Below are 20,338 nucleotides of genomic sequence, written 5' to 3' on the forward strand. Positions count from 1 at the left end.
TCAGCAAATGACATTGCCGCGTTCGCCCTCGCGGTATGCGCCGGGCGTCACACCGGTCCACTTCTTGAATGCGCGGTGGAAGGTTGATGGCTCGGTAAAACCGACCCTGGCGGCAATGTCGTTGATAGGAAGTTCCTGTCGACTCAGGTAGTAGATTGCCATATCCCTGCGCAACAGATCCTTGATTTCCTGGAACGACGTATTCTCCTGCTTCAGCCGACGCCGCAGTGTCTGGGGGCTGGTGTGCAGTTCGGTTGCAATCCATTCAAAATCCGGTAGCGGCCTGGATAAATCTCTCCCGATCAGAGCCCGGATACGCCCGGTGAAAGTATTGCTCTCGTCTGGCCGGGAGAGCAAGTCTGCCGGAGAGGTCTTCAAAAACTGCCGCATCTCCGGCTTGTCCCGAATGACTGGCGCCGACAGGAATCGCTTGTCGAACGTGAGGGCGGTTTTGTCGGACTCGAACGCCAGCGGGCAATGGAAAATGTGCCGGTACTCGTCGCCATGGGCTGGTCGGGAATAGTCGAATTCAGCTCTCTCCAGCTCAATGGGTTGGCCAATCAGCCAACTGCCCAGCCGGTGCCAGATCACTGGTATGCTTTCACGCAGGAAAAAACTGGGATCGTTAATTTCGCCTTCTATTTGCGTAACCAGGCGGGCCTTGGTCTCGCCAATCTCAAGCTCCATTGAAACCATTGGCTCAAACAGACGAGAAAACTGAAAGGCCTGACGGTACACGGATTCCAGGTTAGGGCAATCAATCACCAGTGCGCACATAGTGGCAAAGGTTCCGGTCCGTGCACGTCTCGGACCAAGCCCCATGAACTCGTCCTCCATCCGGTTCCAGAGCACCTGCATGAGATGGCTGAAATGGTTACTGCTTACGCGGGCCATTTCTATACGTAGCAGATCTGGAGAGATTCCGGCGTCCCGGAGCATTTTCCGGGTATCAAAACCAAGTCTCTCGGCACCTACTAAAGCAGCCTGAACAAAGTGCTTCGAAACTGTCAGATCGGACATCACGTTCGCCATTCCATAGAAACAGAACCCATCATAAAACCCCCATAGAACAATGCAACTGACGCTGAATGGACTGCCTGGTAGAAACGGTCAATCGAAATGACGGAACCGGCGGTTGGCCCCGATGACAAAACCGGGCAGCATGAAGGAAACGAACGCTGTTCGGACAATTCTGATAATAAAAAGGAGATCATCATGTCGGGTCCTCTGACGTCGCTGAAAGTTCTGGATTTCAGTACCTTGTTGCCTGGCCCATACGCCACCATGCTGCTGGCGGATATGGGGGCGGAAGTGTTGCGTGTGGAGGCGCCCGACAGAGTGGAGCTGACCCGCGTAATGCCTCCCCACGATGGCGACGTGAGTACGGCTCATGGTTTTCTGAATCGGGGCAAAAAGTCGCTTGGGCTCAATCTCAAAGAGGCAGGGAGCCGGGAGATAGTCCTGGAACTGATCAGGGAATATGACGTTGTGGTGGAACAGTTTCGCCCGGGCGTGATGGACAGGCTTGGTATTGGCTACGACGTTCTCAAAGCGGTCAATCCGAGGCTCATCTATTGTGCAATCACCGGTTACGGCCAAACAGGCCCTTATAAGGATCGGGCAGGCCACGACATCAATTACCTCGCCCTGTCAGGGGTCAGTAGTCACTGTGGCCGTGCCGATAGCGGTCCACCACCCATGGGGATCCAGATTGCTGATGTTGCGGGCGGGTCCCATCATGCGGTTATGGGTATTCTGGCTGCGGTAATACATCGGCAACAGACCGGAGAAGGGCAGTTTGTTGATATCAGCATGACCGATGCGGCGTTCGCGCTGAACGCCATGTCGGGTGCAGCCTGCCTCGCCGGTGGCGAGGAGCAGAAGCCGGAGCGCGGGTTGCTGAATGGAGGCTCCTTCTACGATTATTATCAAACCCGCGACGGCCGCTGGCTGTCGGTTGGTAGCCTCGAACCCCAGTTCGCCTCCCGCCTGTTCCATACCCTCGGCATCTCTGATGTTACGAGCCTCGCCATGAGCCAGAATCCTGAGCATCAGCAACACCTGAAAGCGGTTCTGAAAGAAACCATTGCTGCAAAACCTCTCGCCGAGTGGCGGGAAATCTTTGCTGATCAGGACGCCTGTGTGGAGCCGGTACTGACTATTTCAGAAGCGGCAGAGCACCCTCAGCTCAAGGCAAGAGATATGGTGATAGGCGTTGACAGAGGAGATGGCACCCAACAGCCGCAGATCGGCTTTCCGATCAAGTTCGAGAAAACGCCATCGGCAACCCTCCGCATCGGGAAAATGCTTGGGGCAGATAACGATCAGTTTCTACAGAAGACAAAAAAGTGAATAAGTATTCAGTTTCATCTGGTTGAAAAGGAGGGCTCTGCTAGTTTTAAACATGTCACCGGGAACGGTGGAACCGTAGTGAACAAATATAAGGAATACACTATGAAGCTCAGGAAAATGCCGGGTGGCTGTCATGCCCTCGGGTTCACGGCCGCAATGCTTGGCAGCGCTCTGCTGGCCGGTTGTTTCGATGGTAACAGTTCGTCTGAATCCTCTCAGGCTGAGGTAGACCCCAAGCTTTTCCCGGCTGATGGCCAGCTTGAGGCGACCATCCGTCGAACCACGGGAGGAGTTCCTCACATCATCGCTGAAGACCTGAAATCCGCTGCATTCGGGCATGGATATGCTCAAGCGCAGGACAACGTCTGTATGTTGGCTGAGGCGGTCGTTAAGGCCCGAAGCGAAAGGGCAAAGTATTTTGGGCCGGGGCCGGATGCGGGATTTGGTGTTGGTATCAACATTGTTAATGATTTCAGCTACAAGGCTCAGAAAATTTACTCTGGTGCCGAGGCTGAGTTCCCGACTCTGACTGCGGAAAGCCGTGCCCTTATTGAGGGCTTTACTGAAGGTTATAATCGCTTTGTCAATGAAAGCGATGCCTCTGACTTCCCTGCAGAATGCGCTGATCAGGATTGGGTCACACCGATAACGCCAGTGGATTTGCTGGCTCATTATCGCATTGTCGGCCAGTACGCCAGCGGCGCCTTATTCGCAACTGGCGCCGTTTTCCTGGCAGTTCCCCCTGGAGAAAGTCCGGCTCCTGCGCCGGTCAGCTCGATTGCCAACGTCGAGGACGTTAACAAGCTCCTCAAGAGTGTGGTCGCGACAGCAGAAGCAGGAGCGAAGTCACAGACCAACTTTTCGGATATGGGGCTCGCCAGCAACGCGTGGGGTATTGGTAGTACCTTGACCGAGCAGGGCCGCGGTGCATTGTTGGCAAACCCGCACTTCCCATATACCGGGCACCGGCGCCTCTATGAGGTTCAGATGACCGTGCCAGGTTATCTCAATGTTCATGGCGCTGGCTTGCTGGGCACGGCGATTCCGTTGATCAATTTTAATGAGAACCTTGCCTGGTCTCACACGGTAACAACCAGCCGCCGGTTTACCTGGTATGAATTGGTGCTCAAGGATGGTGACAACCTGACGTACGTTAAGGACGGAGTTGAGAAACCAATCACCACAGAGACCTATCAGATCGAAGTCGATATGGGGATGCCAGACCCGATTGTGCTGGAGAGGACTTTCTATTTCTCCGAGTACGGTCCGATGATTGCTGCCAATGCAGTAAGTAGCCAACTACCAGCCTGGGGCGAGAACGGTGCACTGAATACCGCCTCAATGGTGGCTCACACCTATCGTGACGCAAATGCCAATACAGGCGGTCTTCTTGATACCTGGTTGGGAATGAGCCGAGCCAGCAATCTTGAGGAGTTCCAGAGTGTGTTCAAGAACTGTGGTTCTACACTCTGGACCAACACAACCTATGCGGATGACCAGGGTAATGCGTTCTACATCGACAGCAGCTCGGTACCGAACCTCTCCGAAAAAGCCATCGCGCTCGTGAATTTCAGAAGAGCTGGCAGTGCCGCTTACGCCGGACTGTTTGATCAGGGCGTAACACTGCTTGATGGCAGGCTCTCGCAGGAAGACTGGGTCGAGACTGCATGCGGTCCGTTGGCGCCTTATGAGCAGAAGCCAAAGCTTGTGAGATCAGATTGGGTCCAGAACTCCAATAGTAGCTACTGGTCCACAAATCCGGACGAGTTCCTGACGGGTTTCTCACCCTTGTTCGGTGATGAAGAGGCGCCCGTCAATGCTCGTACCCGGCTGGGTATCAAGATGCTCCAGAATTTGATGGATCCGGGGTTCCCGGATGCGCCGCTTCCTGCTGGGCAGGATGGAAAGTTCAGCGCGGAAGAGCTGATTGGCGTTATCTGGAACAATCGGGCGTGGTATTCAGAACAGTTCCTGCCGGAACTGCTGCAGCGATGTGATGCCATTGGTAGCACGCCGGTGAATGGCGTCGATCTGGCGTCCTGGTGCCAGTCCCTGAGCAACTGGGATGGCCTCTATAATCGCGACAGTGTCGGAGCCCATATTTTCAGGGTGTTTATGGCCAACTATCGTAACGATATGGACTCGGATCTGACCACGCCATTCAGTCCGGCAGATCCTGTAGGCACGCCTGCGGACCCATCCCTGGAGAATGCCGGGACTGCAAGCGATACCATGCTTCTGGCCCTTGCAGAAGGCGTGGCCGCTTTACAGTCTCAGGGCATTGTGCCGAGCGCGGCTTTGGAGGACGTGCAATATTACCGCGCTTCGGGTGGTGTTGCTCCCGGGTCAGGTGGGACGCCGGTATTCCAGATGCAGCCAATTCCCTGGCATGGCGGTGATGGCAATATTGATGGGGCCTTCAATGCGATCGGTGTTGTGACAGATCCGTTCCTGGAAGACACCCGCTTCCCACGTATAGCACCGTCCACAATTGATAATACCGGCGGGCTGTCGGACGGAACAGGCGGTGTCGATGGCTGGCTGATGGCCAGAGGTACTAGCTGGCATTTCGGGCTGGAGTTCACTGACAACGGACCGGAGGCCTACGGCCTGGTGAGTTATTCGCAATCCACGGACGCCATGTCGCCGTACTTCAGTGATCAGAGTGAGCAGTATGCCAACAAGCAATACCGCCAGTTGTTCTTCGCTGAAGAAGACATCCAGGCCAATCTGTTGCCGCAAGGTGAAACCGTGATCTCTACGGACTGACGTTTGGAGTAGAACAAAAAAGCCCCGGCGATGCCGGGGCTTTTTTTTTCAGGGTCTACAGGTTCCGCTGCAGATTATTGGTCCTGATCCAGAGAGTTGGCCAGAGTTGGACTGGTTCCCAGAGCGTCAATGTTACTTGGCGTTGCTGGTACGGACAGACCGCTCAGAGCCTGGGCCGTTTGAGAGACCATGACCGAGAAGGCGGCACTTGTCACCGCAAAGCCACCCGGGCAGGCATCGTTGGGCGCCTGAGGGGCAATAAAGGTGCTGTGATTCGCTGTGGAGCATGGGTTGCTGCCGTCGAAGAAGACCGCAACCGGCGTGCTGGATCCTGAAGTGTCGCCTGCCTGCAGCAGGTTCAGGTCAGCACCATCTGCGAGATTGGAGCCGCCAGCGCCAAGGTCCAGCAGTGCCATCAAAGGCTCTGTGCCCGTCAGCGGTGCGGAGTAGGCAGGGCTTAGCGGATTCTCGTTAGCTTCGTTGGGAACGGTGGTGTCACCAACAACTTCCGAGACAAGCAAATTACCCGTGGAGTTGCCCAGGGACTTCGCGAAGTTTACGGGGTCTCCGGAATCAACAATGGACTGGAACACGTAGAAGAAACTCTCGAAGTCTGAAGTTCCTTGGTTCACACCAGCATTGGCAAGTCCGCCCAGAACCTGGCCGGAGAATGCCGGCGAATTCTCGATCAGACGAGTAACCTGGCCGCTGGTGCTGTGGAGAACCACCGAGCTGAGAGTCGGGAACGTAAAGCTACTGAGTGGAGCTCCGGCCTGCGCATAGGTTCCGTTCACGGTTGCGTTCAGAGTTGGATCGTTTGCCAGAGAGGCAAAAACGGTCCCTGAAATGCCTCCGAGGGAGTGGCCGATAAAGTTCACTGGCACGCCAGCCAGGTCGCCTGGGGCGAAGTCCTTGTTGATGTCAAACGTCTGGATTGACGCGGCAACATTCAGCAGGTCAACAACGCCCTGACGCAGGTTGTCGCGGCTGTTCATCATATTCAGCGGGTTGATGAACAGGCTGCCTGATGAGATGTCGGTCAGAGGCGCTTCTACCGCCTGCAGAGAGGCATTTGCGGTGTAGCCGAAGTGACGCTCGCCGATGTAGTCAGCTGAAATCAGGGCGTTGAGTTGCGCAATAACGGCCGCCTGGTTTGGATCGCTGGGGTTGAGTACACCAATGGCTGCTTCCACGTCTGCGATGAGCGCTTCTGCATCCAGAGGCGCAAGCCCGGCTATGGTGCCTGAAGTCGCGCCAGCCAACCCATGAAGAGGCTGATCGACAGCCACTACTGACTGACATGCACTCTGGGCCAGCAGAATCGCCGGGAGCATTGAAACGCTTCGATCCACGGTGATTCCGTGTTGGAAAATGGTCACACCGTTCGGTTTCGTGCCATCAACGCATGCGGCAGGACGAGATTCGGTTGAGGGATTGAAAACGACCACGGGCACTGTAGTGGTTGCGTTCTGCTGCGGGAACGGGAAATAACCGTTAACGTTCAGGGTGCCGTCGATGTCCCGCAAGAACGAGAAGACGGTCTGGCCTGGCGCCAGGTTTTCATTCAGGTCCGCCTCAAGACTTGTGCTGCCGCTCCAGCTGCCTGTCACAATGCCTGTACCGGTTTCGCCTGGCAATGACTGGAAATACGGGAGAGCAATGGCCCCTTCAGAAACTTGTACCTGTTGGGCTGCCTGGGCAATGGCGTTGGTTGGGTCTGCTGCCAGTGCCTGGATTGTGGCGAGGTTAGTCGCAGGTTCTGGGGCATTAAAAAATGAAGGACGGGGCACAGGCATGTGAAGCGTATCACCTACTTCTGCGCCAATCGCCGCCTGCAGATCCGCCGGTTCGGTGAGCGGCGTGATGGTTGCCAGTGCAGTGATGGAAGCCAGTTCCTGAGCTGAAAGCGTTGCAGGATCAAGTTGTCCGGCACCGAGTTGGCCTGCCAGTGTCGCGATTTCACCCAACTTGGTTGTCAGTTCGGAGAAATTCAGTTCGGGATAATTATCCCGGACGGCTTTCAGCTGGGCTGTAAAGCCGATCTTCTGACCGAGAGCCGTACCGAACGCGGCTGGCGCCATCATTGCGCGCAACACGTCTGTATCGGAGTTCGTAGTGAACGTGTACGCCAGCGCTGATGCTGGAGTGTCCTGTGGAATCGCCTGGGCCAGGAACCCGTTCGCCAGAGCATCGGCAGCCTGAAGAATTGATTGTACGTTGGCCAGGGCCGGGTTACCCAACACTCCATTCGCCAGGTTGACGTCCTGAACCGACCTTTCAATAGGCTGGCCGTCGGCACCAACAATGTTGTCAGTTGCTACGACGAGGTATTTTTGTCCTTCCGCGAGTGGTTCCAGAGGGACAATTCTGATTGCATTATTACTTCCACCGTCAATGCTCACCACGTCAGCGCGGAAATTGGGGAGTGAAGCCAGATCGAAAGGATTCGCTTGGTCAATGCCCGATGGATTGGTGTTGGGCAAGGCATCCGAAAGACCTTCAATGGCGTCGTTCACATTGAGCGGTAACAGAAAGACAGTTGCACCGGCCTGAACGGATACTGGATTCAGTGATCCGTCAAACTTAAGGGTAAAGGCACCGGAAGTGGAGAAACCTGACAGGTCATTTACTGCGTCATCCGCCGGTGACGTACCGGTAGACAGTCCTGTGAAATCGTAATTGGCGCTCTGGGTGGCGCCCAGCAACAGAATCAGATCTGCGTTGATCGGGAATTTCGGATCGACTGAAATCGGGTTGGGGTCGTAAACCGGGCGGACGATCGATGTATCGATCGTCGTATCTTCAATCTGGTAGTCCGGATTAGCATTCGCCCCCGTCTCGCCACTATCAAAGCAGCCTGTAAGTCCAACGGAAGACGCCACGGCAAGACTTATTAGAGTTTTCTTGAACATGGGTGGAACCTTTTCCTGTTGTTGTGTCGTTATGTTCGGCAGCTGACGGGGCCGGTCTGATCCGGTAAGCCCGTTGTCAGTGGCCTGTCCTGCTTAAACTGTTGTCCGAAATTGTAGCCAGCGCTGTAAGCCAATTTCTGTAGCTCTGACTATAGCGACAGTATGGCAAGTGTTGATCAGCCAAAAGTGTGATTCTGACGGATTGAATCCTCCCCGCACGGTTGGAGTTCGGTCATTGTGAAAAATAGTTGCCGGTTAACCGTTTGTCGAATTCCGGCAACCGGGGAAACGTGGCGTGATCGAGGATTATTCGAAGCGAGAGAAATCCGGTTGACGTTTCTCCATAAAGGCCCTGAACGCTTCGGCAGCTTCGGGGGATTTGAGTCGCTTCGAAAACACCGATCCCTCTTCAAGCATGGTTTTCCTGAGAGCTTCCATGGTCGGTTGGTTCAGAAGCGATTTGGTGGCGCGAATGGCTGCCGGAGCCTTTGTTGTCAACCGCTGGCAGGCTTCGAGTGCAATAGCTTCGGTCTGCTCAGGTTGGCAGACGCGATTGATCAGACCAAGACGAAAAGCTTCGTCGGCGGAGAATGTTCCACCCAGCATCAGGAGTTCAGCTGCACGCACCCGGCCAATCCAGGAGGGCAGCAGCAGGCTGGATCCTCCTTCAGGACATAGCCCAAGGCTGGCAAAAGGCATCTGGAAGGCGGTGTTAGTCCCGGCGAAGACCAGGTCGCAGTGCAGTAGCATGGTGGTGCCGATACCAACGGCCGCACCATTCACCGACGCCACTACGGGTTTGGTTGCGCTGGCAAGTAGTAAGAGGAAGCGGCCGACCGGCGTCTGTTCGAACTCGCCGGGCAGTCCGGCGGCAAATTCGCCCAGATCGTTCCCGGCGGTAAAGCATTCGTGGCTTCCCGCGAACAGCACACAACGGATCTCGACATCGTCCCGCGCTTGTTCGAGAGCGTCACCAAGGGCGGTATACATGGCGTGAGTGAGTGCATTCTTGCGCTCTGGCCGGTTGAGTCGAACGATGAGAATCCGGTCTTTGGTTTCGGTGAGTATGAGGTCAGCCACGGTGTCTCCTGGATGTTATTTTAGTTTGATTAGGATGATACCTTTTTCCGGTTTGGCTTTTCACGGTTTTTACAAGACCTTCGCAGCTGTCGAATCGCTCGCCATATCGGATTTTCTGGTAAACTCTCGCCTCCTGATTTTTGATGACACGACATAACGATATCAAGCTGATGAGGCGCCTATGACCACCGTAATCCGCCAGGACGACCTGATTGAAAGCGTAGCGGACGCGCTGCAGTTCATTTCTTACTACCACCCGAAGGATTTCATCCAGGGCGTCTATGAGGCCTACCAGAGGGAAGAGTCCCAGGCGGCCAAGGATGCCATGGCCCAGATTTTGATCAACTCGCGCATGTGTGCGCAGGGCCATCGCCCAATCTGTCAGGACACCGGCATTGTGACGGTATTCGTGAACGTTGGTATGAATGTTCAGTGGGACTGCGATATGCCACTGGATGACGTGATCAATGAAGGCGTTCGCCGCGCCTATACCCATCCGGATAACGTATTGCGCGCATCCGTGCTGGCCGATCCGGACGGCAAGCGCCAGAACACCAAAGACAATACGCCGGCCATCATCCATTACAAGATCGTTCCGGGTGATACGGTTGAAGTGCATGTTGCTGCCAAGGGCGGCGGCTCGGAGGCCAAGTCCAAGTTTGCGATGCTGAACCCCTCTGATTCGGTCGTGGACTGGGTGCTCAAGATGGTGCCTCAGATGGGCGCTGGCTGGTGTCCGCCGGGCATGCTGGGCATTGGCATTGGCGGTACCGCTGAAAAAGCCATGGAACTGGCCAAGGAATCCCTGCTGGATCCGATCGATATTCATGATCTGAAAGAGCGCGGTGCTTCCAGCCGGGCAGAAGAACTTCGCCTGGAACTGTTCGACAAGGTTAACGAGCTGGGTATTGGTGCCCAGGGTCTCGGCGGCCTGACCACGGTTCTGGATGTGAAAGTGAAGGACTACCCGACCCACGCGGCCAACAAGCCGGTGGCAATTATCCCGAACTGTGCTGCAACCCGTCACGCTCACTTTACCCTGGACGGTACCGGCCCTTCACTGCAGACGCCGCCGAGCCTGGATGACTGGCCGGAGATCACCTGGGAAGTGGGCGACAATGTGCGCCGGGTCAATCTGGATACTGTAACTCCGGAAGACGTGAAGGACTGGCAGCCGGGTGAAACCGTTCTGCTGAGCGGCAAGATGCTGACCGGTCGCGATGCTGCCCACAAAAAGATGGTGGACATGATCGAGAAAGGTGAGGAGCTGCCGGTAGATCTGAAGGGCAGGTTCATTTATTACGTGGGTCCGGTTGATCCGGTGCGCGAAGAAGTGGTTGGTCCTGCCGGCCCCACCACAGCGACCCGCATGGATAAGTTTACCCACACCATGCTCGAGAAAACCGGCCTTACCGGTATGATCGGTAAAGCGGAGCGCGGACAGGTGGCTATCGACGCCATCAAGGAGTTCGGTGCGGTGTATCTGATGGCAGTCGGTGGATCAGCCTACCTCGTGTCCAAAGCGATCAAGCACGCGGAAGTGGTTGCCTTCCCGGAAATGGGTATGGAAGCCATCTATGAGTTTGAAGTGGAAGACATGCCGGTGACGGTGGCCGTCGATTCCCGTGGCTCTTCTGTGCACCAGACCGGACCCGCCGAATGGCACGAAAAGATTATCGCTGCCAAGGCAGTTTGAAATCCTGAAGTCCGGATGAGATGAAAAAGGGTCAGATGAAATGCTCATCTGACCCTTTTTTATGATCGGCTATTCGCTCTCTGTCAGCTGGAACAGCTGATATTCAGGTGCTTGCCCCAATCGGGTGGTAAAGCAGCATAGGCTTCGTCTTCCGGCTGCTCATCGTATGGCCGTTCCAGAACTTTGAGCAGCGATTTCATGGGCTCGTAGTCCCCGTTCTGAGCTTCCTGGATAACCTGTTGGGCCAGGTAGTTTCTCAGCACGTACTTTGGGTTCACCTTACACATCGCGTACTCCCGCTCATCGTGGGCGCGGGATTCATTCAGAAGTCGCTCCTCGTAACGCTCCAGCCACTGATCTGCCACGCTGCGATCCACAAAAAGATCCCGTACAGGGCCGTAGCCCTTGCTATGGAGCCTGGACAAGGACCGGAAAAAGGCGGTGAAGTCCACCTGGTGCTCATGCAGCATGCTGAAGGTGTCCATGATCAGGTTCAGGTCGTCCGAGTCCTCGTTGGCGAGGCCCAGCTTGTCGCGCATGTTCTGCAAAAACCGTTCGTTGTAGGTCACCTCATAGCGGCGCAGAGCACGGCGTACGCCGTCCTCCTCCATCACGGGCAACAGGGCGGTAGCGAGAAACCGGCAGTTCTCAAAGCCCATTTGAGGCTGGCGGTTGTAGGCGTAGCGTCCACTCTGGTCGGTGTGGTTGCAGATGTAACCGGCATCGAAATCATCAAGGAACGCGAAGGGACCGTAATCGAAGGTGTCGCCGATGATCGACATGTTGTCGCTGTTCATCACGCCATGACAGAAACCCACCGCTTGCCAGTCGGCGATCATCCGGGCGGTGTGTTCCACCACTTCTTCAAACCAGCGGGTATAGCGCTCGTCGTCCGGCAGGCCAATCAGATGAGGGAAGTGCAGCGCAATGACGTGCTCGATCAGCGTTTTGACCGTTTCCGGGCCTTCGTGGTGAGCGGCGAATTCAAAGTGACCGAAGCGGATATGACTCTGGGCCACCCGCACGAGTGCCGCTGCGGTCTCAATGGATTCCCTGCGTACCGGATCTTTGGCGCTTACCATGAACAGCGCCCGGGTGGTGGGAATTCCGAGACCATGCATGGCTTCACTGCAGAGGTATTCGCGAATGGTGGAGCGAAGCACGGCCCGACCATCGCCGAAACGGGAATAGGGGGTCATGCCGGCGCCTTTGAGGTGCCAGTCCCAGCGGCGGCCGTCCGGCCCGACGGTTTCCCATAGCAGCAGGCCCCGGCCGTCGCCCAGCTCCGGGTTGTAGACGCCGAACTGATGGCCGGTGTATTTCATGGCGACCGGGTCCATGCCCTCGAGTAGCTCGGATCCTGCGCCCACACCGATCCAGTTTGACTCATCACCGGCGTGAAAGCCCATCTGTTCAGCCAGCTTGTGGTTAAAGCACACCATGTTTGCATCTTTCAGAGGCGAGGGCTGAACCCGGGTATAGAAACTGTCCGGGAGCTCCAGGTAACGATGCTCTACTCGAAACTCGTTGCTGCTCATAAAACGCCTATACTCCCATTGGTATGAATTCTGCTGCTGTTTCTCATCAATCATCTGTTAAAACCGGAAATCCAACGTGTCTGATCCCTTGTTAGAACAAACCGTCAGAGCCCTGATTCAACAGGAGGGGCTGCCCGATACCTACGCCGAAACGGTAGAACAGACCATAGTGCCGCTGGCAGACCGGATCTGTGCTCTCCATGATACGGAAAAGCGGCCGGTTGTGATTGGCATTCACGGGGCCCAGGGGACGGGGAAATCGACACTTACCCTGTTCTTGCGGGAAATCCTGGCTCGACACCGTAACCGTTCTACGGCCAACTTTTCCCTCGATGATATCTACCTTACCAGAGCTGAACGCCAGGACCTTGCCGAGCGGGTACATCCGTTGTTCAGAACCCGCGGTGTACCGGGTACTCATGATGTAGCGCTCGGACAACAGGTTCTGCACCGTTTGCGAAGTGCTGGTCCGGGGGGCACAACGCCAATTCCGTCCTTCGACAAATCAAGGGATGACCGGGTTCCATCGGAAGCCTGGCCTGCGTTCAGTGGCCGCGCCGAAATAATCCTTGTGGAGGGTTGGTGCCTGGGCGCGCTGCCAGAGAGAGATGACGCGCTTGATGAGCCGTTGAACCGCCTGGAAGCAGAGGAGGACCCACAGAGGATCTGGCGCACTTATGTAAATGAGCAGCTGAAAGGCGAGTATCGCCCATTTTTTGGTGAGACTGATTGCCTGGTCATGCTGAAGGCTCCCTCTATGGAATGCGTTCTGGAGTGGCGCCGTCTGCAAGAGCAGAAATTGGCCCAGAAAACCATGGGTGCACCAAAAAAGAGCGAGGCCAACAGTAATGCACAGAATTTGCGCATTATGTCGGATGACGACATTACCCGCTTCGTTATGCACTACGAGCGTGTGACCCGGGCCTGCTTGGCCGAAATGCCGGGCAGGGCGGATGTCCTTATCGAGGTGGCCGAGAATCACTCCCTGGGCTTGCCGACGTTTCGCGCTGAATAACGGAGACCCGCATGACAAGGCCTCATTTACTCATCTTTTCTGATCTCGATGGTACTTTGCTTGATCACGATGATTACTGCTGGCAGGCGGCGGCTCCGGCTCTGGCAAAGCTGAGAGCTGCGGGTATTCCGCTGGTTCTTAACTCCAGTAAAACCTTGCCGGAAATCAGGGCACTGCGGGAGGAGCTTGGGAATACCGATCCGTTTATCGTCGAAAACGGTGCAGCGGTGGTCATTCCAGTGGGCGCCTTTGGCAATGCAACTGACGAAGTGGTGAATTTTGGTGCAACCCGTGAGCGGGTTCTCGAGGTACTTGAAGATCAACGGCAAAAGGGTGCGCGATTCTGGGGGTTTGCTGACATGTCGGCGCAAGCGTTGGCAGAGGAAACCGGCCTGACGATAGCGGCCGCTGGACGTGCGAAGGAGCGGCATGGAACCGAGCCGCTGATATGGCAGGGAACGGATGACGAGCTGGAGATATTCGAGACGGCTCTCGCTGAGGAGAAGTTGCGGTTGGTGGCCGGTGGGAGGTTTCTTCATGCAATGGGTGTTTTTGATAAGGCCGATGGGGCCCGGTTCTTGCTAAATAAATACAGAGAGCAATATCGGGAGCAGGATGGCGATGAGCCATTGGTCGCTATTGCCCTGGGTGACAGCCCCAACGATCAGCAAATGCTGGAATCGGTGGATATTCCGGTGGTGATCCGGGGCGTAAACAGCGAACAGGTGCAGTTACCCGCGGCAAAGCACGCCATGCGCTCCCTCAAACCCGGCCCAGAAGGCTGGAATGAGTGCGTACTCAATATCCTGGTTGAGTACGGATACTGAAAAGGAGAGCCGCCATGGGCGACTTTTACCAGAATGGCATTATCACAACCCTTCATAACCTTGTTCGGCGTCCGGTGGAGGATCTGGAAGCGGAGTTGATGAGTTTTCGCAAGGCCCGGCCCATGTCACTGGTACTGCCATCGCTGTACTCCGAACTGGAAGGCCCGGCCCTGAAGAATATTGTCCACGAGCTGGGCAAGGTGCCGTATCTGGATCAGATTGTTATTGGCCTGGATCGTGCCAATGAACAGCAATACCGTCATGCCCTCGAGTATTTCGCGGAATTGCCACAGAACTTCAAGGTCCTTTGGAACGACGGCCCCCGTCTCAGACAGATTGACCTCAAGCTGCGCGAGCAGAATCTGGCGCCGACGGAAATGGGCAAGGGACGCAATGTCTGGTACTGCTTTGGCTATGTTCTGGCCTCGGGGGTCAGCAAGTCCGTCGCATTGCATGACTGCGATATCCTCACCTATTCAAGAGATCTCGTTGCTCGTCTTATCTATCCCGTCGCCAACCCAGGCTTCAACTACATGTTCTGCAAAGGGTACTACGCCCGTGTGGCCGATGGAAAAATGAACGGGCGGGTAAGCCGGCTCCTGGTAACACCACTCATTCGCGCTCTGAAGAAAGTCTGTGGTCCGAATGACTTTCTGGACTATCTGGACAGCTACCGGTATCCCCTGGCAGGGGAGTTCTCTTTCCGCACAGATGTAATCAATGATTTACGGATTCCCAGCGACTGGGGACTGGAGATCGGCGTACTTTCGGAAATGAAACGCAATTACGCCACCAACCGGCTGTGTCAGGTTGATATTGCCGATGTTTACGATCACAAACACCAGGAATTGTCCCCGGAAGATGCCAGTAAGGGGCTGTCTAAAATGAGCATGGACATCGCCAAGGCGCTGTTTCGTAAGCTGGCGACCAATGGCGAGGTTTTCTCCAACGAGAAGTTTCGTACCCTCAAGGCGACTTATTTCCGGATTGCACTGGATTTTGTGGAAACCTATCAGAACGACGCCATCATCAATGGACTGAGCTTCGACCGGCACAAGGAAGAAAAAGCGGTGGAGCTGTTTGCCCAGAACGTGATGCGCGCCGGTGCCTATTTCCTCGATAACCCGATGGATACGCCGTTTATTCCGAGCTGGAACCGGGTCACCAGTGCCATTCCTGATATCAAAGAGCAGCTGCTGGAGGCTGTAGAGTTGGACAATGAGGAGTTTCGGCCATGACCCAGCCTCTGAAAGCCAAACTGGTTTCCATGCTGGAAGTTGTCTATCCGGAACTGGATTGGGACAGTCTGTCGGATCAATTGCTGGCCACCATGGGGCTGGAGCCTGACCAGACGCCTCCGCCGGCACACCGGAACAACTGGGACGAAGAGGATGTGCTGCTGATCACCTATGCTGACACGGTGCAGCGTGCGGATGAAAAGCCCCTGCAGACATTGCACAGGTTTCTGGGCGACTGCTTGTCCGATACGGTGTCGTCGGTGCACATACTGCCGTTTTTTCCCTACAGCTCCGATGATGGCTTCTCGGTCATGGACTACCTGGCGGTGAATGAGTCACACGGAAACTGGGAGGATATTGAACGCATCGCCGGTGACTACAAGTTGATGGCGGATCTGGTCATCAACCACATGTCGGCCCGTAGCCGGTGGTTCGAGAATTTTCGCAAACGGATTGAGCCTGGAAAGGACTACTTTTTTGAAGGCAACCCCCGGGATGATCTGAGTGCTGTGGTGCGTCCCCGAACCTCGCCGCTTCTGAACCCGGTACAGACCGACGACGGCGAGCGCTACGTCTGGTGTACGTTCAGTGAAGACCAGGTAGATCTGAATTTTGCCAATCCGAAGGTGCTGGTCGAGTTTGCAGCTATTATCCGGAAGTATCTGGAGCGGGGGATCATACTGTTCCGGCTGGATGCGGTTGCCTTTCTCTGGAAGGAACCAGGCACGCCCTGCATTCATCTTCAGCAAACCCACGAACTGATCAAGATCCTGCGTCTGCTGATTGAGCACCATAGCCCTGATGCGGTTGTCATTACCGAGACCAATGTGCCTAACCGGGAGAATCTGACCTACTTCGGCAATGCCAACGAAGCCCATGTCATTTATAACTTTTCTCTGCCGCCCCTGCTGATCAATACGCTGGTGACCGGTGATTGCAGGCACCTGAAAACCTGGCTGATGAGTATGCCGCCGGCGCAGATGGGCACCACGTATCTGAACTTTATTGCTTCCCATGACGGTATCGGCATGCGACCGACCGACGGTTTGCTGAGCGATGAAGAAAAGCAGCGGCTGATCAATACCATGGACTCTTTTGGTGGGAAAGTGTCGTATCGACGGACACCGGATGGCCGGGATCAGCCCTATGAAATCAATATTGCCCTTTACGATGCGCTACAGGGTACGGCCGAATCGGGGCGGGATCACTGGCAAGTGCAGCGTTTTATTTGCGCCCACACAGTGATGCTGGCACTTGAAGGTATACCTGCCTTCTATATCCACAGTCTGCTGGCGACGGAAAATGATCTGGAGCGGGTGGAGCACACCGGCCGGCTGCGGTCCATCAATCGCAGTCAGTGGCAGTTGGATGATCTGGAGAAGAAGCTGGCGGACCCTCTGAGCCATCACAGTGAAGCGTTCAACGAGCTCAAGCGTCTGATTGCTATTCGCCGACAGCAGCCAGCATTTCATCCCAATGCTACTCAGTTCACCCTGCATCTCGGTCTTCAGCTGTTCGGCTTCTGGCGTCAGAGTATGCGCCGAGATCAATCAATCTTCTGCATTCATAACATCAGTGATGAAACTCAGCAGATTGCGCTAAGTGACATTAATCTGATCGGGACCGACCACTGGCAGGATCTGATTTCCGGAATGGCAATTGATGATTTGTCCGGTTCAATCACCCTGAAACCCTATCAGAGCGTGTGGTTGTCCAACCTCAGCATGACTACCTGATCAACCGGGACGCCATTGCTTGGCTGCCTGACGTCATTTGTGCAATGCTCGGAAAACATAGGGTATCCTGAGCCCACACGAGCAAGGCTGAGACGTTACACATGATCAAAGCAATCAAGGTAGCCGGGGGTAATCTCAGTTGGGATTCCTGGGAAGGACCGGGAGAGCCAGCGGCGGATCACGTTGAAATTGATGTTGTCTGGAGCGCTGTTAATCGAGCGGATCTGATGCAGCGCGCTGGTGTCTATCCGCCACCCCCGGGAGCGTCAGACATCCTCGGGCTTGAGGTCAGTGGCCGGATTGCCTCGGTTGGATCAGGCGTTACCCATTTCAAGCCTGGCGACGAGGTGTGTGCCTTGCTGACGGGTGGCGGGTACGCAACCCGGGTCGTGGTGCCGGCGGTGCAGGTGTTACCGGTACCCAAGGGCTTCTCTCTTGAAAAAGCGGCGGCGATTCCGGAGGTTTTTGCCACAGCCTGGCTCAACCTCTACCACGAAGCCGTGCTGAAGCCTGGGGAGCGTGTGCTTCTGCATGCGGGCGCCAGTGGTCTTGGGACCGCTGTGATCCAGCTGGCTACCGCTTTTGGTAACCCGGTCTTTGCAACTGCTGGCAATGACACCAAACTGGAGATTTGCCGGAAGCTCGGGGCCAGTGGCGTCTGGAACCGTAATGAGGGATCCTTTGTGGATGCCGTCACCTCCTGGGGTGGCGTCGATATGGTGCTGGACCCGGTAGGGGGCAGCTATATTGCAGAAGATCAGCGGGTTCTGAATGTTGATGGCCGGATCGTGCTGATCGGGCTGATGGGGGGGCGGATGGCCGAGGTAGATCTGGGCACCATGCTGATCAAACGGCAGCGCCTGATCGGGTCTACTCTGCGTTCCCGTACTGTTGAGGACAAAGGAGCGATGATGCAGGCGCTCTACCGGCATGTCTGGCCACTGCTGGCTGCTGGCCAGATCGAGCCTCTGATTGATAGCAAGTGGTCGATCGGGGATGCGGAAGAGGCGATGGCCTATGTGGCCGAGAACAGGAACATTGGAAAAGTTCTCCTGAACATCTCGGCCTGATCACAGGATCCATCGCACCTCGTTCAGTCAATCAATCAGCGATGTGAACCAGTTGCTTGCCGAAGTTTTTGCCTTTGAGCATGCCTTTGAAGGCATCAACGGCGTTTTCCAGGCCTTCGGCAACGGTTTCCCGGTATTTCAATTCACCGGAAGCAACCCGAGAAGCCAGGATATCGGTGATTTCCTGATGCTGGTCCTGCCACTCGGTTACCAGGAAAAAGCGGTGCTCGGGCACCGGATCAAGTGCTTTGAGTACGTGGAACGGGGTCTCGACACTGGCCATATCGGTAGCGTTGTAAGCAGAGACATAGCCACAGATAGGGACCCGCGCGCCGGGGTTAAGCAACGGAGCCACAGCTTTTGTGACCGCGCCTCCCACGTTTTCAAAGTATATGTCGATGCCATCAGGGCAGGCTGCTTTCAAGTCTGCCTCCAGGTTGCCCGCCTTGTAATCAACACAGGCATCAAAGCCGAGTTCCTTGACCACGTAATTACACTTCTCCGGCCCGCCGGCAACGCCAACGACGCGGCAACCTTCTGATTTTGCCGTTTGGCCAACAACGGTTCCCACCGGACCGGAGGCTGCAGAAACAACCACAGTATCGCCCGCTTGCGGTTTGCCAACGTGCATCAGACCGCAATAGCCGGTGCGGCCGGGCATTCCGGCCACGCCAAGGAAGGCCTGGAGCGGAACGTTGTCGTGTTGCTGGATTTTATACACCATCGGCGCATTGGCAGGAAAAGTAACGTACTCCTGCCAGCCTGAATAACAGGTGACCAGATCACCGACCCTCAAGGCATCTGAGCGGGACTCTACCACCCGGGCAACACTCTCGCCGACGATGGGTTCGTCGATGCCGATAGGGTCCATGTAACCTTTGGCGTCGTTCATGCGAGGGCGCATATAAGGGTCCAGTGACAGCCAGAGCACCTGAACAACGACTTCACCCTCCTCCGGGGATCGGACCGGGCGGCTTTCGAGTACCAGATCGTCCTGCTGAATTTCACCTTGTGGGCGCTGCTTGAGCACAACGGCTCGATTTTGGTATTCACTCACGTGATTTCTCCGGTTGCATAATGAGACCAAATTAGGGTGAAGCAGAATCAAATGCCGGTCAACTCTTTATGCGCGACAAGGTTCCCGGGCCAGGAAGACAATCATCAATGATCGTTTTTTGGCCAGTCGTCTGGTACCACGAATAATCGTCGGGTTTCCTGCCAGAGCCCACTGGCCGGGGCAAGTTCGACTTTTGCGAACAGGAGGGGTACGTTGTGGCGCCTGATCGTATTCAGTGCCGCCGTCACGGCTTCTGTATCTGGCGGCCCGTCCTGACACCAGGGGCCGATCCAGTGGGGTTTGTTCAGTATCACCCAACCGGAAATGTCCGATGGCCTGATCTGATGAAGGTAGCACCATTGCCCGCGCAGATGATGGGCAGGGACATAGCCGGGGGCGACAACATTTTTTGTGGCGGGGTAGAACAGGTATCCGGGCATGAAAATGCGAGGCGTCACTGGTCCGGTAATGCCGGCTTCGGCAAGCAAGCTCCGGGCCTCCGGGAGCAGGGTTCGCTGGCTCTGCTTGTGTAACATCCGATCGGTTTTCAGATCCAGACGATCACTGGCATTCGGGCCGTACCACAGAGCTTGCTCTCCGGATTCAGGGACACCCAGATAGTATTTGATGGCAATTTCGTGATGCTCTATACAATTGTCGATGCGATTGTGCACCACGAAATCCAGTTCTCCGATGGTGCGCCCGTTCGACTGGATTTGCCGGTTCTGCAGAAGAATGTCCCAACCCAGCAGGTTTTCCAGCAACATCTGGTAGAGTCGCTCGACATAGAAGCCAAGCCGCCTCGGCGGTGCTTCTAGCAAAAGTGCCGGAGCTTCTCCGGGGTTTCGATCCCAGGCAATGAGCTTGTCAGTAACATCGTCAGAGAGATAGTGGGCCGGCTCAAAAGTCAGTGGCGACTGCAAAAGCTGAGGTGCCTGGCACAGCCAGGCAAGGTGTCGGACAGCAGGCGTGGTCAGTTCGAGCGTGCGGTCGTGCGCTGTTTTTGAATTCATGGGACCAGAATACCGTAAACTGTCCTCAAGGTGAG

The 20,338-nt window shown here is 55.6% G+C and carries 14 protein-coding genes; 8 read left to right on the top strand and 6 right to left on the bottom strand.

Annotation, left to right across the window (positions count from 1 at the left end):
- Positions 1 to 1,020, bottom strand: coding sequence for an AraC family transcriptional regulator (locus KO499_RS11305; RefSeq protein WP_215983835.1), 1,020 nt, complete (start codon positions 1,018 to 1,020; stop codon positions 1 to 3).
- A 195-nt stretch (positions 1,021 to 1,215) separates the two neighbouring features.
- Between KO499_RS11305 and KO499_RS11310 the strand changes: the two genes are divergently transcribed.
- Both KO499_RS11310 and KO499_RS11315 read left to right on the top strand, forming a co-directional pair.
- Positions 1,216 to 2,352: a CaiB/BaiF CoA transferase family protein gene (locus KO499_RS11310; protein ID WP_215983836.1), complete on the top strand. Its 1,137-nt coding sequence runs from the start codon at positions 1,216 to 1,218 to the stop codon at positions 2,350 to 2,352.
- Between the two features lie 102 nt (positions 2,353 to 2,454).
- Entirely contained in the window at positions 2,455 to 5,121 is a 2,667-nt protein-coding gene (locus tag KO499_RS11315) for a penicillin acylase family protein (RefSeq protein ID WP_215983837.1), read from the top strand.
- 74 nt (positions 5,122 to 5,195) lie between these two features.
- Here the strand turns inward: KO499_RS11315 and KO499_RS11320 are convergent, their stop codons facing one another.
- Together KO499_RS11320 and KO499_RS11325 are read right to left on the bottom strand one after the other, a co-directional pair.
- Complete coding sequence (locus KO499_RS11320; RefSeq protein WP_215983838.1) at positions 5,196 to 8,033, bottom strand: MECDP-synthase; 2,838 nt, start codon at positions 8,031 to 8,033, stop codon at positions 5,196 to 5,198.
- 306 nt (positions 8,034 to 8,339) lie between these two features.
- Positions 8,340 to 9,113 carry an enoyl-CoA hydratase gene (locus KO499_RS11325; RefSeq protein ID WP_215983839.1) on the bottom strand — a complete coding sequence of 258 codons (774 nt, stop codon included), beginning with the start codon at positions 9,111 to 9,113 and terminating at the stop codon, positions 8,340 to 8,342.
- Positions 9,114 to 9,294: 181 nt separating this feature from the next.
- Between KO499_RS11325 and KO499_RS11330 the strand changes: the two genes are divergently transcribed.
- Positions 9,295 to 10,809 carry a fumarate hydratase gene (locus tag KO499_RS11330; RefSeq protein WP_215983840.1) on the top strand — a complete coding sequence of 505 codons (1,515 nt, stop codon included), beginning with the start codon at positions 9,295 to 9,297 and terminating at the stop codon, positions 10,807 to 10,809.
- Positions 10,810 to 10,892: 83 nt separating this feature from the next.
- Here KO499_RS11330 and KO499_RS11335 read toward each other — a convergent pair whose 3' ends face one another.
- Entirely contained in the window at positions 10,893 to 12,347 is a 1,455-nt protein-coding gene (locus tag KO499_RS11335) for a protein adenylyltransferase SelO (RefSeq protein ID WP_215983841.1), read from the bottom strand.
- Positions 12,348 to 12,423: 76 nt separating this feature from the next.
- On the opposite strand from KO499_RS11335, the gene KO499_RS11340 reads away from it, so the two are divergent.
- The 5 genes from KO499_RS11340 to KO499_RS11360 all read left to right on the top strand — a co-directional run bounded on the left by KO499_RS11340 (position 12,424) and on the right by KO499_RS11360 (position 18,233).
- On the top strand, positions 12,424 to 13,362 hold the full coding sequence (locus tag KO499_RS11340) for a hypothetical protein (protein WP_215983842.1): 939 nt from the start codon (positions 12,424 to 12,426) through the stop codon (positions 13,360 to 13,362).
- Between the two features lie 11 nt (positions 13,363 to 13,373).
- Entirely contained in the window at positions 13,374 to 14,189 is an 816-nt protein-coding gene (locus tag KO499_RS11345; RefSeq protein ID WP_215983843.1) for an HAD-IIB family hydrolase, read from the top strand.
- Positions 14,190 to 14,203: 14 nt separating this feature from the next.
- A complete protein-coding gene (locus KO499_RS11350; RefSeq protein ID WP_215983844.1) occupies positions 14,204 to 15,427 on the top strand; it encodes a glycosyl transferase in 1,224 nt (407 codons plus the stop codon).
- The gene (locus tag KO499_RS11355) at positions 15,424 to 17,163 is read left to right on the top strand and encodes a sugar phosphorylase (protein WP_215983845.1); all 1,740 of its coding nucleotides are present in this window, start codon (positions 15,424 to 15,426) and stop codon (positions 17,161 to 17,163) included. The genes KO499_RS11350 and KO499_RS11355 overlap by 4 nt, the downstream gene beginning before the upstream one ends.
- A 101-nt stretch (positions 17,164 to 17,264) precedes the next feature.
- Complete coding sequence (locus KO499_RS11360; protein ID WP_215983846.1) at positions 17,265 to 18,233, top strand: NAD(P)H-quinone oxidoreductase; 969 nt, start codon at positions 17,265 to 17,267, stop codon at positions 18,231 to 18,233.
- Between the two features lie 31 nt (positions 18,234 to 18,264).
- Here KO499_RS11360 and KO499_RS11365 read toward each other — a convergent pair whose 3' ends face one another.
- Together KO499_RS11365 and KO499_RS11370 are read right to left on the bottom strand one after the other, a co-directional pair.
- Complete coding sequence (locus KO499_RS11365) at positions 18,265 to 19,290, bottom strand: NADP-dependent oxidoreductase (RefSeq protein WP_215983847.1); 1,026 nt, start codon at positions 19,288 to 19,290, stop codon at positions 18,265 to 18,267.
- 104 nt (positions 19,291 to 19,394) lie between these two features.
- Positions 19,395 to 20,303 carry a DUF1853 family protein gene (locus KO499_RS11370; protein WP_215983848.1) on the bottom strand — a complete coding sequence of 303 codons (909 nt, stop codon included), beginning with the start codon at positions 20,301 to 20,303 and terminating at the stop codon, positions 19,395 to 19,397.
- Between the last annotated feature and the right edge of the window lie 35 nt (positions 20,304 to 20,338).

It is taken from the genome of Marinobacter sp. F3R08 (assembly GCF_018860425.1).
Lineage (GTDB): Bacteria > Pseudomonadota > Gammaproteobacteria > Pseudomonadales > Oleiphilaceae > Marinobacter.

Bases quoted from the DNA above. Each gene is read 5' to 3' on its own strand.
- KO499_RS11355 (WP_215983845.1), top strand. From the start codon at position 15,424: ATGACCCAGCCTCTGAAAGCCAAACTGGTTTCCATGCTGGAAGTTGTC.
- KO499_RS11330 (WP_215983840.1), top strand. From the start codon at position 9,295: ATGACCACCGTAATCCGCCAGGACGACCTGATTGAAAGCGTAGCGGAC.
- KO499_RS11345 (WP_215983843.1), top strand. From the start codon at position 13,374: ATGACAAGGCCTCATTTACTCATCTTTTCTGATCTCGATGGTACTTTG.
- KO499_RS11310 (WP_215983836.1), top strand. From the start codon at position 1,216: ATGTCGGGTCCTCTGACGTCGCTGAAAGTTCTGGATTTCAGTACCTTG.
- KO499_RS11360 (WP_215983846.1), top strand. From the start codon at position 17,265: ATGATCAAAGCAATCAAGGTAGCCGGGGGTAATCTCAGTTGGGATTCC.
- KO499_RS11320 (WP_215983838.1), bottom strand. From the start codon at position 8,033: ATGTTCAAGAAAACTCTAATAAGTCTTGCCGTGGCGTCTTCCGTTGGA.
- KO499_RS11315 (WP_215983837.1), top strand. From the start codon at position 2,455: ATGAAGCTCAGGAAAATGCCGGGTGGCTGTCATGCCCTCGGGTTCACG.
- KO499_RS11350 (WP_215983844.1), top strand. From the start codon at position 14,204: ATGGGCGACTTTTACCAGAATGGCATTATCACAACCCTTCATAACCTT.
- KO499_RS11305 (WP_215983835.1), bottom strand. From the start codon at position 1,020: ATGTCCGATCTGACAGTTTCGAAGCACTTTGTTCAGGCTGCTTTAGTA.
- KO499_RS11335 (WP_215983841.1), bottom strand. From the start codon at position 12,347: ATGAGCAGCAACGAGTTTCGAGTAGAGCATCGTTACCTGGAGCTCCCG.
- KO499_RS11370 (WP_215983848.1), bottom strand. From the start codon at position 20,303: ATGAATTCAAAAACAGCGCACGACCGCACGCTCGAACTGACCACGCCT.